Here is a 14,581-nt window from a genome sequence, read left to right on the forward strand (position 1 = left end):
TTTGATTAGAGAAGATATTTAGAGAAGGCAGCTCTGCTTCTCCATAACAAAAAAAATAAATAAGAAAATATCCCAATAGCAGAATGCCAAATTTTCACTATATTCAATAAGACCAAACTCAACTTCCATGCTGGACCTATGGCATACCGGAATCGTAACTAAGTTGGTGGATGAAACCCACAATACGCGCCGTTTTTGGATACAGGTACCGGACATGGAACGGTTTGATTTCAAACCGGGACAGTTTGTAACCCTGGACCTTCCCATCCACGAGAAAAAAAACAAACGCTGGCGTAGTTATTCCATTGCCTCCCATCCGGACGGTACCAATGTAATTGAGCTGGTGATTGTTTTGCTGGAAGGAGGATTAGGGAGTACTTACCTGTTCAATGAAATAAAAGTAGGGAGCGAACTGCTGATGAGAGGACCACAGGGCGTTTTCGTACTGCCGGAACCGTTGGACAAAGAGCTATTCCTTATCTGTACAGGCACTGGTATTGCGCCGTTCCGGTCTATGGCACATTACATTCAGTTGCATGGAGTGCCGCATGCGCCTATTCACCTTATTTTCGGCGTCCGTTATCAGCACGACCTGCTCTATGCCGCTGAAATGGAACAATTAGCCACTACGCTGCCCAATTTCAATTACATTCCTACTTTATCACGCGAAGAAAACTGGAGCGGCCGGAAAGGCTATGTGCACAGTATTTATGAAGAACTGCTGCAGGATAAGCGCCCTGCCAATTTCTTTCTTTGCGGCTGGAAAGCCATGATCGACGAAGCAAAGCAACGGATCCAGGCAATGGGGTACGACCGGCATGATATCCACCAGGAGTTGTACGGTTAATCCTTTCTTTTCTAAAAACGAAATCCCACAGTATTTTTCACCGTTACTGATGGCAGCGCAATTTGCGCCGGCAGGGAACTATAAATAAAAAGGGCTGCAACAGTTATAAGTATTCGTATAGGCATAAAGGAGTGCTTATACTAAATACAACGGTTGTAGCCCTTATATATTACTAGAGGATTTTACTTAATACCAGTGCTTTCACTTCAGACAGCGGAATGCGTTCCTGCTCCATGCTATCGCGGTGACGGATGGTAACCGTACCATCTTCTTTCGTCTGATGATCGATGGTTACGCAGAAAGGTGTACCAATGGCATCCTGGCGGCGGTAACGTCTACCGATAGCATCTTTTTCTTCGTAGAAGCAATGGAATGCCTGTTTGCAATCATTCATCAGTTCTCTTGCTACTTCCGGTAAACCATCTTTTTTTGTCAGTGGGAAAATGGCCAGTTTCACAGGCGCCAGTTTAGCAGGCAGTCGAAGTACTACGCGGCTATCTTGTTTCTCCGCAGTGCTCAGATCCTCTTCTGCATAAGCATTACAGATAGTGAGCAGGAACATACGATCCAAACCGATAGAAGTTTCTATCACATAAGGAACATAGTTCTGATTGATTTCTGTATCGAAATATTGAATTTTCTTCTTGCTGTATTCCTGGTGTTGTTTCAGGTCAAAATCAGTGCGGGAGTGGATACCTTCCACTTCTTTGAAGCCGAATGGGAATTCGTATTCAATGTCCACGGCGGCATCTGCATAGTGCGCTAATTTGATATGGTCTTTGAAATGATATTTTGCAGGATCGATGCCGAGGCTCAGGTGCCACTGCATACGTTCTTCTTTCCATTTCTCATACCATTCCTGCTGGGTGCCGGGGCGTACAAAGAACTGCATTTCCATCTGCTCAAATTCACGCATACGGAAAATAAACTGGCGGGCTACGATTTCATTTCTGAAGGCCTTACCAATCTGCGCAATACCAAACGGCACTTTCATTCTGCCGGTTTTCTGTACGTTCAGAAAGTTTACAAAGATACCCTGGGCCGTTTCCGGACGCAGGTATATTTCGCTGGCTTCGTCTGTTACGCTACCCAGCTGGGTGGAGAACATCAGGTTAAACTGACGCACATCGGTCCAGTTGGAAGTACCGCTTACCGTGCACTTTATTTTGTTGCTTTCTATCAGTGTTTTAAGACCTGCGAAGTCATTTTCCTTCAGCAGTTCATCCATCTGTGCCAGAAGGGCATTGCCGGCTTCCTGTGGTAGTGTTTCTGCATAACCTTCAATCAGGTGATCTACCCGGTAGCGTTTATTACTATCCTTGTTATCGATCATCGGGTCGCTGAAATTATCCACGTGTCCGGATGCCTTCCAGGTAGTAGGATGCATAAAGATGGCGGCATCGATCCCTACGATATCCTCGTGCAACTGGGTCATGCTTTTCCACCAGTAATCCTTAATGTTTTTCTTCAGTTCTGAACCATACTGACCGTAATCGTATACGGCGCTGAGTCCATCGTAAATTTCGCTGGACGGAAAAACAAAACCATATTCTTTACAATGCGATATGATCGCCTGGAATTTATTCTGATCTGTAGACATAGTGGCGCAAAGATAAAGGGCTATTTTGAAAATACGTATGCGATTATTAAATAATTTATAAGCTGATGATTACCCTTCCTGAACTACCTCCGGCTCGTGAGGAATTTCAATTTGTTTGATCCAAACCGCATAATCATTGGGATAAATCTGTGCGCCGAAATATTGTACATAATTGCGGGTAAATACAGCCCCGAAATACAGGATAGCTGCGGAATAGTATACCCATAACAGGATAATAACAATGGATCCGGCGGCGCCATAAGTAGAGCTGACCCTGCTGGCGCCGAGATAATAACCGATCGCAAACTTACCGATCATAAAAAGGATAGCGGTGGCAATGGCGCCCACGCGTACATCTTTCCATTTGATCCGGGCATCGGGCAGCACTTTAAAGATGATAGCAAACAAGGTAGCGATCACTATAAACGGCACTACAAAATCGGCCAGCGAGAAGAGGATGCCTGATGTAATCTTCCCTGGAAGAAAACTCACCACAAGGGCGGAGAATAATTCCACCAAACCGTTGATGGCCAGCGACACCAGCAAAATGAACCCGAGGCTTACTACCAGTGAAAAAGACAACAACCTGTTCAGTATCATCCGCAACAGGCCATTTTTTTTAGGCTTTGATTTCAGCCGCCAGATGAAGTTAATAGAGTCCTGGATTTCCGCGAACACCCCGGTGGCACCAATGATCAGCGTAATGAACCCTACCATAGTGGCCCAGCTCATATCGCCGGAAAGGGAAGCATTTTTAATCATGGCCTGTATCTGTATTGCCGCATCATTACCTACCAGCCCACGGATCTGGCCGTAAATATTTCCTTCGATGGCGTCTCTCCCCAGGAACAGGTCGCATAAATAGATAATAATGATCAGCATGGGAGCCACGGAAAAGATGGTATAATAGGCCAGTGCGGCACTGAGCTTCATTACTTTATCATCTAGAAAATCAATACCGGACTGCTTCAGTACCTGCCAGATGATTTTAAGCTTGCTCGGTTTTTTCATAGCAGCATTTTAGTAACAGTAAACAAAAAGTATGCAGGCTGTATTATGATTTTAATTTAGGGTTGTTATGATGCCGTTGCGCGTCGCGGATATTCTTCTTCTCAAAATTCTTTTCCAGGGCTACCGTCATATCAATACCGGTTTGATTGGCAATACAAAGCAGTACCCACATCACATCAGCCAGTTCATCTGCCAGCAGCTTTTTATTATCGCTTTCCTTCGACGACTGATCGCCGTACTTACGGGCCATGATACGGGCTACTTCTCCCACTTCTTCCGTGAGGATAGCCATGTTGGTGAGCTCACTGAAATAACGTACACCGGTGGTATTGATCCAGTTATCAATTTTTTGCTGGACTTCCTGAATGGTCATGGATTAGTTTTTATTTATTAAAGATAATGGATTGACCTTATTCCCGGTTGTGCGAATCTATGATGATCGTAACAGGACCATCATTTAACAGCGCTACTTTCATATCAGCACCGAAAATTCCCCGTTGAATGGTGGTGCCCATATCCTGTTCCAGTTGCACGATCATTTTTTCGTACAACGGGATGGCAACATCCGGCTTACTGGCACGGATATACGAAGGGCGGTTTCCCTTTTTGGTAGAGGCATGCAGGGTAAACTGGCTTACGAGCAAAATATCGCCGTGAACATCTTTCACGGATACATTCATTACTCCTTCATCGTCGTTAAAGATCCGGAGATTCACTATTTTGGCACTCAGCCACTGAATATCTTCTTCCGTATCAATATCTTCAATACCCAGCAGCACCAGCAGGCCCGTCTGGATTTCACCGGTTACGGCGCCGTCTACTGTAACGGACGCGGAACTGACGCGTTGTATAACTGCTCTCATGGATTTTCATTTAACGCCGGAAAATTAAGGCAAATCGTTTGTATCTGTAACTTTAGGACAGGTGCATCGTTTTAATTTTTACCAAAATCACTCAATATATGTTCAGGCCCCTTACCTTTTTACTGTTATTAGCGGTATTGATAACAGCCTGTAACGATGATAAACTGGCGGATCCCTGTGAAGGAATATCCTGTGAAGGCGACACCCTGCATCTCGCCTTTGCAATGATCAGGCTGATGGACCCTGCTAATAAACAAGACCTGGTGTATGGCCCGGATGCCACTATATCACCAGACAGTGTTAAATATAAAGGTCCGGGGGATGCCACGTTTATCCCCATTGAACAAAGGCCGGGCTGGACGCCGGAAAGGCAGATAATAGAACTTCCCCTGCAAGAACCGGTATACCTGTATATAGGTAAACCTGGAAAAGACACGATTATTAAGGTTACTTATCAATTCACCAAAACCTGCTGCAGCCCTTTGCTTTCACAGGTGATACTGAATGATAAAACAGTAATAAAGCTGGGGGCCAGTACCTATGTATACAGGATACCACTGGATTTTTAGTCTTATGTTCTTCCAACGATTCATGTATCTGTAACATATCACTCGCTACTTACGTTTAACGATCACCAAAATCATCGTTCTATGACCCGTATCTGTTACCTGTTTATCAGCATACTTTTATTCGCAGCCTGTTCCACTTCTTCAGAGAAAAATCCCTGTGAAGGTGTTGTGTGTGATTATATGGCGCCTGTTTGTAAATTCAAACTGGTAGAACCCGGAACCGGCCGTGATCTTGTTTATGGCCCCTATGCCCACATACCATTGGATAGTATCAAAATTCTTATGCAGGATACTGTCATACAGGTGAAACAGGTGATAGACACACCCCGTAATACCGCTGTGTTATATTTTTATGTGATAGGTCCTCAAACCCTGCGGGTTGGCCGGCCAGCTAAGACTACCCTGGATAAATTGAATTTCCTGACAAGATCAGTTGGCTGTTGCGGTACTGAAATATACAGTTTGCAGTTGAACGGCAACCCCGTTCCTGTGCCACGGGATTCTGCCAATACTTACCTGATCCCTTATAATTTATAAATGTCGTGATAAGCTGCTGGCATTACCGGCGGAAACCGCTGCCGCCGGTAAAAACAGCGCGTATTCGCCGTAATTTGTAATAAATTGCGCTTCCTGAGACATTTTTTATATTATAAATTAAATCAAGATGAATATCAATGTGACCCCCGAAATCACGTTCCGCACAGCCCGCAGCGGTGGCAGCGGAGGACAAAACGTGAATAAGGTGGAAACGATGGTGGAAGGCTATTTCGATATCATGGCTTCCGCCCTGTTAACCCCGGAACAAAAAACGGTGCTGGTGGAGAAGTTACAGAACCGCATCAACGCAGACGGCCTGCTCCAGGTAAAGTCCCAGACTGAACGTACCCAGCTGGGCAACAAACAGGAAGTGATCACCAAAATGAATGACCTGATCAGCAAGGCGCTGATACCGCGCAAAAAGCGCGTACCTACACGGCCGTCCAAAGCCGCCAGGGAAAAACGCATCCAGTCGAAAAAAAGGCATTCCGATAAAAAGCAGCAACGGAGAGGGGGATTTGAATAAACACAAGCCACCGGCCAATCCTCACAAATCCGCGATTCGTAATCCGTAATTCGTAATTTGCGTCAAAATATTTGGGAATTGAGTATTAAGAACCTGGCAGGACAAACGGTATTTTACGGATTGAGTAACATAGTGAGCAAACTGCTCAATTATTTCCTTACTCCCTTTTATCTGACCATCTTAACCCGTGCATCATTCGGGGAGATGTCCAACGTATACGCCTATATACCGTTTGCCAATATTGTGCTGACTTATGGCATGGAAACGGCCTTTTTCCGTTTCGCCAAAAAGGAGAACAAAGCGCATGTACTGGGTACTTCCACCATTTCCCTACTGCTTTCCACTATCAGCATTACCATTTTACTGCTATTGCTGCGATCGCCGGTCATTAATTCCTACGCCGGGGAGCTGGCGGGCCTGAACGGGCATCCCACCTACTATACCTATGTAGTGCTGCTGATGGCTTTTGATGCGCTCACAGCCATTCCTTTCGCACAGCTGCGGCTGGAAGGACGGCCCATGAGATATGCCGCGATTCGTATAGCCGGAATAGTTACTACCATCTTTTTCAATATTTTCTTCCTGGTCATTTGTCCGAAACTCTATGCCGCCGGCCATCACTGGCTGCCGGACCTCCAAAGCGGCAGCGATCAGACCGGTTATATTTACCTGAGCAATATGCTGGGCAGCGCCATTACGCTGGTACTGTTTCTCCCCCAGATCCGCAAAATAGAGTGGAAGTTTGATGCCGGTTTATGGAAACAAATGATGCACTACGCCCTTCCGCTGATCGTAGTGGGAATGGCGGGTATGGTCAATGAAACGTTCGACAGGGCCTGGTTTTTACCCCAGTTCCTCCCGGGCGATAACATGGAGGCCAAAAAAGAAGTAATTGCCCTATACAGTGCCAATTATAAACTGGCCATCCTGATTACCATGTTCATACAGGCATTCCGGTTAGGGGCGGAACCCTTTTTCTTTAAACAGGCGGAAAGCGGCGATCCGAGGAAAATGTATGCCCGGATCATGAAGCTGTTTGTGATCATGCTTTGCTTCATGTTCCTGTTTGTGAGTCTTTACCTGAATATCTGGAAAGCCTTCCTGCGCGTGCCTTTCTACTACCAGGGGATGCGTATTGTGCCCGTATTGCTGCTGGCCAACATGTTCCTGGGCATTTATTACAATCTCACTATCTGGTTTAAGCTCACCGATCGTACCAAAACCGGCGCGGTGATTACGATCATCACTGCCGTGCTGGCCTTCCTGCTCAACTACTGGTGGATACCGGTGATGGGCTACTATGGCGCTGCTCTGGCCACTATGGTGTGCTATTTTGTACAGATGGTTATCTGCTATGTATGGGGGCAGAAGTATTACCCCATCCCTTACCATCTCCCTAAATTAATTACCTACATGGGGCTGGCTACAGGCATTTACTATGTATTCAACTGGCTTAACTCGACGGTGCTGTCGCCGAAAGATATTTACGCCCTCAAACCCCTTCCTCTCGCAGTGGCAACGGCTTTCTTTGCTGCCTATGCCTGGTTCATTTTCCGTATGGAGAAGAAGGAGTTTGCCCGTTTACCGGTAATCGGGAAGTTCGTTAAAGTATAAGCTAATCCACCAGGAAAGGATTGTGTTTCTTTTCAAAACCGATAGTGGTGGCTGGTCCGTGACCCGGGAACACCCTTACCTCGTCCGGCAATACAAACATTTGTTCACGGATACTTTTCAGCAAGGTGGCATGATTGCCTCCCGGAAGATCGGTACGGCCAATACTCTGGTAAAACAGCACATCACCGCCGATCACAAAATGCTGACCGGGGCAATAGAAGGCTACACTCCCCGGAGAATGGCCAGGGGTAAACAACACCGTTAGTTCATCGGTGCCAAAAAGGATCTTTTCCCCTTCTGCCAGGTAGCGGCCTGCCTCGGGGGAGGGATCAAACGGAATGTTGTACATCCCTGCTGCCCGCTGGGAATTGTCCAGTACCGGCTGTTCCAGTTCATGAAACTCCGGGCGCACTTTATACGTATCTGATACGAGCTTATTACCGAATATATGATCAAAGTGGCAGTGCGTATTCAATAATCTTATAACATTTAACCCGTGTGTTTGTATATATTGTAATAATTCTTTTCTTTCGTCCTGAAAATAACACCCTGGGTCTATAATTATACATTCCTTTTTTCCGTTAATAAGCAGGAAAGTGTTTTCTTGTAGTGGACCAAAAGTGAATTGTTGTATTTCAATCATTGTAACCCGATTTTTTTAGGCTAATTTTAAAACAGATCACAATATTATCAATACTTTCTGTATGAACAGATTTATTACCCGGTTATTATTCCACGGTACCCTATTACTTGGAACGATAGTATCCCAGGCCCAGACCAATACAGTAGAATTCGGACAAAATCGTGTGCAGTTCAAGAACTTCAAGTGGAGATACTATCAAAGCCGGCATTTCAACACCTATTTCGCCCAGAACGGGCTGGAACTTGGTAAGTATGCCGCCCAGGTAGCCGAAAAGGAATTACCCCAGCTGGAACAGTTCATGGAATCCAACCCCAGACAGCGTATTAATATTGTGGTTTACAACTCTTTCGGGGAAATGAAGCAGTCCAATATCGGTATTGGCGTGGATTGGCAGAATACAGGAGGGGTGACCAAACTGGTGGGCAACAAAATGATCGTTTATTTCGACGGTAACCACGAAAACCTCCGCCGCCAGATCCGGCAGGGGATAGCCCGTATCATGCTGGAAACACTGCTGTTTGGGGAAGATATCGGCGAATTTGCCGGTAATGCCGCCCTGATCGACTTCCCAAAATGGTTCACCGATGGCTTTATTGGCTATGCCGCCGAAAACTGGACCGCCAAACAGGATGAAGAACTAAAACTCATCATCATGTCCGGCAAGTACAGCAACTTCAACGCCCTCGCTTATGATCATACCCTCCTGGCAGGTCAGGCGTTCTGGTACTATGTGGAAAGCAAGTACGGCAAAGATGCCGTGCCTTACCTCATGTACATCACCCGTATTAACCGCGGACTGAAAAAAGGCTTTGAACAGGTACTTAACCAAACACCCAAGAAAGCCACCAAAGACTTCTTTGTATTTTATCAGAAAAGATTCCAGGAAGATAACCGCAGAAGAAAGACTTCTGCCAAAGGCCGTACTATCGTAGCCCAGGAAATTACGCCCAAAGCCGATTACTACCGCTTTAACCCGAATCCTAAAAATAATTCCTACGCGGTAGTTGAGTTCAAAAAAGGAGTATACCGCGTACAGATCCAGCTCGGCTGGAATAAGCCCAAGGTATTGCTGCATAGCGGTGTAATGCAGCTGGCCAACCAGGTAGATCCAAACTATCCACAGATGGCATGGAACACCAAAGGCAACCGCCTGGCCGTTGTATACGAGCATGAAGGCAAAACAAAACTGATGATCTATGACCTCATCACCCGCACGACTATACGCCAGGAACTGAACCAGTTTGACCGGATCATCGACTTTAAATACATGCCGGTACAGGAAAATACCCTGTTACTGTCTGCCGTGAAAAACGGGCATACCGACATCTTTACCTATAACATCAGCAATTCTAAAACAGACCAGATCACAAATGACGTGTATGATGACCTGGACCCGTCTTTTGCCGCATTCCCCGGCAAAAGCGGTATTCTCTACTCTTCCAACAGGCCCGGCCCCAAAGGAAGAGGAAGCGATACCTCCCTGCTGAACCACCCGTTCAATATCTTCATGGTGGACAACTGGAACCGGAGCTCTGAAAAGCAGATCACCCAGCTGACCGACCTGCAGTACGGCAACGCCAAACTGCCCATGCAGTACAATACCACTCACTTTACCTTTGTGTCCGATGCCAATGGTATCCGTAACCGTTATGCCGGTTTCTTCAAGTCGCAGGCTGATGGCGTGGATTCCCTCTTCTATGTAGGCTCTGAAATTCTTCATAATCCCGACCAGGAAGAACTGGATTCAGCAATGGCAGCCTATGGCTCTACCGCCCCGGATTCAGTAGAAGCCATCACCATCACCAAAGATTCTACCTATACTTTCCCTATTTCCAACTATCCTTACGGCATCCAGGAATCGAGGATTACCGGGGAAAAGGGAGAAGTATCGGAAGTAGTGCAATATGCAGATATCAAACGCCTGATGAAGCTGAAGGTAGATACCGTGGTGTTGAAGAAAAGGAATATAACGGCAAAAAACACCAATTTCAGGAAAGCACAGATGCATGCGGACAGTTTACGTTTAGGCTTGCCTACCTACCTGGCGCCGTCAAAAGATACGAGTACACATCCCAATTTCTTCCAGAACGAGTTTGGTAACGAGCCGGCCGATACCAGCAACAACGCCGTTACCGCAAATGAACCGTCGCTGTTTGAAAAAAGAAGAGACGAGGAGTCGACCCTGAAAAAGTCGAAACTGTTCCCGTATAAATTCAAATTCGCCTCCGATTACCTGATCCTGCAACTGGATAACTCCATCCTGGTAAATAAATACCAGCCATTTACCGGTCCGCCAAGCGGCCCTATCCGCCTCACCGACCCGGTGAACGGGTTAATCCGCATCGGGGTAAGCGATTTGTTCGAAGATCTGAAATTCAACGGCGGTTTCCGCATTCCTTCTTCCCTGCAGGGATCGGAATATTTCTTTACGGCCAATTACCTGAAGAAACGCTTTGATTATAAATTCACTTACTATCGCAAAGTGGATAAAGGCAGTGGATTTGTTATCCGTGACCAAGCTGGTAATGATTCCGCTTTTATTTCTACCAAAATGATCACCAACATTTACCAGGGCGAAATAAGATATCCTTTCGACCAGGTAAGGAGTATCCGTTTATCAGCAGGCATACGTACTGATAAACTGGTGATACAGTCGGAGAACAAAGAAGCGCTGATAGCTCCTGATTACAAGGAAACCTACGCGTTAATGCGCCTGGAATACGTATACGACAATACGATCAACCCGGCTATTAATATCTGGAATGGTACCCGTTATAAAATTTATGGAGAAACCAATGCACAGCTGACCAACGGCGGATTGAACGAGTTATTCAATCCGGGTCTTTCTGCTGCAGCACAGGGCAGGTTTACCTATAACATGGGAGTGGATATCCGCCATTATACAAAAATTTACCGCAACTTTATCTGGGCTACACGCTTTGCAATGGATATGTCGTGGGGCACGCGCAAACTGCTGTATTACCTGGGAGGTGTGGACAACTGGCTGAATCCGCAGATCAATACAAAGAACCCGGTAAACCTAACAGAAAATTATGCTTTCCAGACGTTAGCTGAAAACCTGCGTGGTTACAAGCAGAATGCAAGAAATGGTAATAATGTGATGTTGTTGAATACAGAACTCCGTTTACCGGTATTTGCCACTTTCATCGACAAGCCTATCAACTCTGCATTCCTGCGCAATTTCCAGGTTACCTCCTTCATTGATATCGGTACCGCCTGGAATAAAAAGCTGAGCTTTAAAGATGCCAATTACACCACTTATGACGATGGTCAGGGTGTAACTACCCGTATCAAAGAAGGTTTCCTCGGACCCTTTGTAGGTGGTTATGGTTTTGGTGCACGTACTACCATTGCCGGTTACTTCCTCCGTGCGGATGCTGGCTGGCCTGCAGTAGCGTTTTTCAGAGGCAGCCCGATCTGGTACTTTGGTATGGGCGTTGACTTCTAAGCGGAGGCCTTCGGGCCTAGATTATAGGATTTTTGGATTTTTTATAAAAGAAGAAGGGAGAAAGAAGTGAGTATTCACTTCTTTCTCCCTTCTTCTTTAAAATCAAATATGATCAAATCAAAAAATCAGTGTTCCATTGCAATCGCCGAAGGCGATCTCTCCGCACTACGCATGTTGCTTTTTCACCAGCGGGTACATCAGGCTCAGAAATATTCCCATACATATGGTAAAGGCCCAGGCATGCCGGTTTTCCACGGGATGCAGGAAAATATCCCTCATGTCTCCCAGCAGGGTAAGCGGGTCTTTCACAATATCCCAGCTGTTATAGCGTAAATACCTGCCGATATATACACCCATTCCGCAGAGAAACATTACCGGGAAAGTGAATAACCATGCCGGCCAGCGGCTATGGCGGTTGCCCCACAATTTTTCCATGCTACGGATAGACATATAGCCGAACATCATACCATTCCAGGCGAAAGAGAAAATCACAAACAGATCAAACCACAATGGCACGCCGCCGTCGAACAAATGGAACAGATCCGTGAGGATATAGGGTGCGTTGGGAATAAACAGCAACCATACAATGAAGCAGCCGTACCAGTTATACCGGTTCTTAATTTGCGCCGGGTGCTTTTCCATCCAGCCGGTGATAGCGAAAGGAATAAAGGCCAGGAAAAGGTTCCAGATCAGCGATACCCGCAGATAGCTACCGGTATGCATTACACGAAAAAAGAGCAACGCCATACTGAACAGTACAGATGTATACAGGGTGTATTGGTGCCGCGACCGGCCTATACGATGTTGTAATAAACGGATGGTTCTCATCAATTGCATATGGTTACTTTTAGACAAATTAAAATATGTAAGGAATAAATATGACAGCCCCGATAATAACGGCTGCTATGGCCGCTACCAGTACAGCGCCGGCCGCTACATCCTTGATGAATTTCACTTTGGGATGCAGCTGCGGCGAAAGATGATCCATTATTTTTTCTATAACTGTATTAAGCATTTCTGTAATCCACACCAATGTAATGGCGAGAATGATCCAAATCCATTCCGGCGTTGCTATTTTATACCAGCAACCGGCTGCCACCACCACAATTGTAGCGAGGGCATGAATACGCGCATGTGGCTCACTGCGCAGGAAAGCGGCAATACCACTAAATGCGTATCCGAAGCTGGCCAACCGTTTGCTGATATAAGAGTTTCCCATGTTTGTTTTTATTGCTGGATATTGGTGTTTTTCTGTCCTAATTTATCCCATTTGATAGTGGTGCTGAAATACATGATCAGGGCGAGGATGATAAAGAGTCCTAAGCTTCCCATGAGCAGCGCCTGATCTTCTGCACTGATAATCACATAAATGAATCCATAAAGGATAGTAAGTGTAGCCCCTATGCCGGCTGCAATGCGCCTGCTTTTAAAGGCAGCAGCCGTATATGCAATAATCAGACCTATTGTGAGCACACTGGCAATAACATAAGCCATCATAAAGTTAATTTGTTCTGAGATAGAGATGAGCAGGGTATAAAAAATACAAAGGGCTAACCCGATAAGGGCATATTGCAATGGATGAAGGGCGCGGCGTTGTGATAGCTCAATAAAATAAAAAACAAAAAAAGTTAACCCAATGATCATGACGGCATACTTTACCGCCCGCATAGACATCTGGTAGCTTTCGGCAGGCATAAACAGCTTAATCCCGAAATCAGCGGAGTGGATGTTAAACTTTTTGCCTTCCCAGCTTTGGGGATAGTTGCGGTTGAGGTGCTGGACCTGCCAGGTAGCAGCAAAACCTTTTTCATCCACCCTGCGGGTTTTCGGGGGAAAGGCTTCGTCAAATCCGGGATCGGTCCAGCTGGAGTTAATACCTACCGTGGTTGTTTTACCAACGGGAGAGAAGCTGATCCGGCCGGAGCCCTTTATACCCAGCTCCAGGGAGAAGTTACCGCCCAGGGCGTCGCCGGGGGTAACTGATACCGGTGTTTGGATCCCGTTATCAAACAGGTCCTTGCTGACCAAACCGGGGTTAAACGCATAGGATTTACCATTCCACATCATCTGTACCTGGTTCCCGATGCCGCGTAAATCGCTGATGCCAATGAGTACTGACGCATGTTCCCAATCTAAGGCGGAAGGAGGGATATTAAGCGACAACAGCTCATCGCGGTTAAATGTGCCACTCAGCTGCAACCTGGCGTTGTATACGGCTACATTGAAAATACCGCGGTGTAATTTCTCCGGTAATAACTCCCCGTTGATCCGTAAGCTATCCGGCAGGAAATACACGTAGGTTGCTTCGCTGGTTCCTGGTTTATACGGAATGGCCAGCACCGGTCCTGTAATATTCTGTTCGCCTCCCCAGCGGCTGCCGATTTCCTGGGTGGCTTCATTTTGCCGGTCGCGGCGTTCCCAGATGATGTTTTGAATCAGGGCCGCCGGCACGAGTAGTATCAGCATTAATACAAAAATGATAATCGCTTTAATAGCGTAGGCGTAGCGGTCAAAGAAAGAAGGAGATCCGTTTGTTGAAGGTTCCATATTTTTTATTTTTAGAAAGCACTTTGTATTTCAAAGTAAAAAGGCAAAAAAAATTTATTTAGTGAATTTGATCATATGCTCAAGTGCCGCGATATGGCCTTTGAAAGCTTTTTCGCCAGCCGCGGTGATAGCATAGGTCGTATTGGTTTTCCGGCCAATAAAGCCCTTATGCACTTTGAGATAGCCGTTTTCTTCCAGTGTATTGAGATGCGATGCCAGGTTACCATCGGTTACTTCCAGCATCTGTTTGAGATCGTTGAAATTTACTTCCTCGTTCACCATCAATACACTCATAACGCCCAGGCGTATACGGCTCTCGAAAATCTTATTTAAGTTACCTATCGGGTTCATGCGA

At 46.0% G+C, this 14,581-nt stretch carries 15 protein-coding genes; 6 read left to right on the forward strand and 9 right to left on the reverse strand.

The window, feature by feature from the left end:
- The first annotated feature begins 127 nt into the window (after positions 1-127).
- Positions 128-847: a ferredoxin--NADP reductase gene (locus V7S65_RS20065; protein WP_079469836.1), complete on the forward strand. Its 720-nt coding sequence runs from the start codon at positions 128-130 to the stop codon at positions 845-847.
- A 172-nt stretch (positions 848-1,019) separates the two neighbouring features.
- Here the strand turns inward: V7S65_RS20065 and V7S65_RS20070 are convergent, their stop codons facing one another.
- From V7S65_RS20070 to dtd, 4 genes are all read right to left on the reverse strand, one after another.
- Positions 1,020-2,447, reverse strand: a complete 1,428-nt coding sequence (locus V7S65_RS20070) for a glycine--tRNA ligase (RefSeq protein WP_336387807.1) — start codon at positions 2,445-2,447, stop codon at positions 1,020-1,022.
- A gap of 69 nt (positions 2,448-2,516) precedes the next feature.
- Positions 2,517-3,458: a YihY/virulence factor BrkB family protein gene (locus V7S65_RS20075; protein ID WP_111577045.1), complete on the reverse strand. Its 942-nt coding sequence runs from the start codon at positions 3,456-3,458 to the stop codon at positions 2,517-2,519.
- Positions 3,459-3,501: 43 nt separating this feature from the next.
- Positions 3,502-3,831 carry a nucleotide pyrophosphohydrolase gene (locus tag V7S65_RS20080; protein ID WP_336387806.1) on the reverse strand — a complete coding sequence of 110 codons (330 nt, stop codon included), beginning with the start codon at positions 3,829-3,831 and terminating at the stop codon, positions 3,502-3,504.
- A 37-nt stretch (positions 3,832-3,868) separates the two neighbouring features.
- Positions 3,869-4,321, reverse strand: coding sequence for a D-aminoacyl-tRNA deacylase (dtd, locus tag V7S65_RS20085; protein ID WP_079469840.1), 453 nt, complete (start codon positions 4,319-4,321; stop codon positions 3,869-3,871).
- A 98-nt stretch (positions 4,322-4,419) separates the two neighbouring features.
- On the opposite strand from dtd, the gene V7S65_RS20090 reads away from it, so the two are divergent.
- The 4 genes from V7S65_RS20090 (at position 4,420) to V7S65_RS20105 (ending at position 7,567) form a co-directional block, all read left to right on the forward strand.
- Positions 4,420-4,890, forward strand: a complete 471-nt coding sequence (locus tag V7S65_RS20090) for a hypothetical protein (protein ID WP_336387805.1) — start codon at positions 4,420-4,422, stop codon at positions 4,888-4,890.
- Positions 4,891-4,971: 81 nt separating this feature from the next.
- A complete protein-coding gene (locus tag V7S65_RS20095) occupies positions 4,972-5,427 on the forward strand; it encodes a hypothetical protein (protein ID WP_336387804.1) in 456 nt (151 codons plus the stop codon).
- 127 nt (positions 5,428-5,554) lie between these two features.
- Positions 5,555-5,953, forward strand: coding sequence for an alternative ribosome rescue aminoacyl-tRNA hydrolase ArfB (gene arfB, locus V7S65_RS20100; protein WP_346805668.1), 399 nt, complete (start codon positions 5,555-5,557; stop codon positions 5,951-5,953).
- A gap of 78 nt (positions 5,954-6,031) precedes the next feature.
- Positions 6,032-7,567, forward strand: coding sequence for an oligosaccharide flippase family protein (locus V7S65_RS20105; protein ID WP_336387803.1), 1,536 nt, complete (start codon positions 6,032-6,034; stop codon positions 7,565-7,567).
- Between the two features lies 1 nt (position 7,568).
- Here V7S65_RS20105 and V7S65_RS20110 read toward each other — a convergent pair whose 3' ends face one another.
- Complete coding sequence (locus V7S65_RS20110) at positions 7,569-8,210, reverse strand: MBL fold metallo-hydrolase (RefSeq protein WP_079469845.1); 642 nt, start codon at positions 8,208-8,210, stop codon at positions 7,569-7,571.
- A 61-nt stretch (positions 8,211-8,271) separates the two neighbouring features.
- Between V7S65_RS20110 and V7S65_RS20115 the strand changes: the two genes are divergently transcribed.
- Complete coding sequence (locus tag V7S65_RS20115) at positions 8,272-11,679, forward strand: hypothetical protein (RefSeq protein WP_079469846.1); 3,408 nt, start codon at positions 8,272-8,274, stop codon at positions 11,677-11,679.
- 165 nt (positions 11,680-11,844) lie between these two features.
- On the opposite strand, the gene V7S65_RS20120 is transcribed toward V7S65_RS20115, so the two are convergent.
- Genes V7S65_RS20120 through V7S65_RS20135 form a run of 4 tightly spaced genes read right to left on the reverse strand, consistent with a single transcriptional unit; the run spans position 11,845 to position 14,577 of the window.
- On the reverse strand, positions 11,845-12,516 hold the full coding sequence (locus tag V7S65_RS20120) for a DUF1361 domain-containing protein (protein WP_336387802.1): 672 nt from the start codon (positions 12,514-12,516) through the stop codon (positions 11,845-11,847).
- 19 nt (positions 12,517-12,535) lie between these two features.
- A complete protein-coding gene (locus tag V7S65_RS20125; RefSeq protein WP_079469848.1) occupies positions 12,536-12,898 on the reverse strand; it encodes a diacylglycerol kinase family protein in 363 nt (120 codons plus the stop codon).
- An 8-nt stretch (positions 12,899-12,906) separates the two neighbouring features.
- Complete coding sequence (creD, locus tag V7S65_RS20130; protein WP_336387801.1) at positions 12,907-14,226, reverse strand: cell envelope integrity protein CreD; 1,320 nt, start codon at positions 14,224-14,226, stop codon at positions 12,907-12,909.
- Between the two features lie 54 nt (positions 14,227-14,280).
- Positions 14,281-14,577 (reverse strand): winged helix-turn-helix domain-containing protein, encoded by a 297-nt coding sequence (locus V7S65_RS20135; RefSeq protein ID WP_079469850.1) that lies wholly within the window; start codon positions 14,575-14,577, stop codon positions 14,281-14,283.
- Positions 14,578-14,581 lie beyond the last annotated feature (4 nt).

The sequence above is a fragment of the Chitinophaga sp. CCNWYY40 genome, from assembly GCF_037483205.1.
Lineage (GTDB): Bacteria > Bacteroidota > Bacteroidia > Chitinophagales > Chitinophagaceae > Chitinophaga > Chitinophaga ginsengisegetis.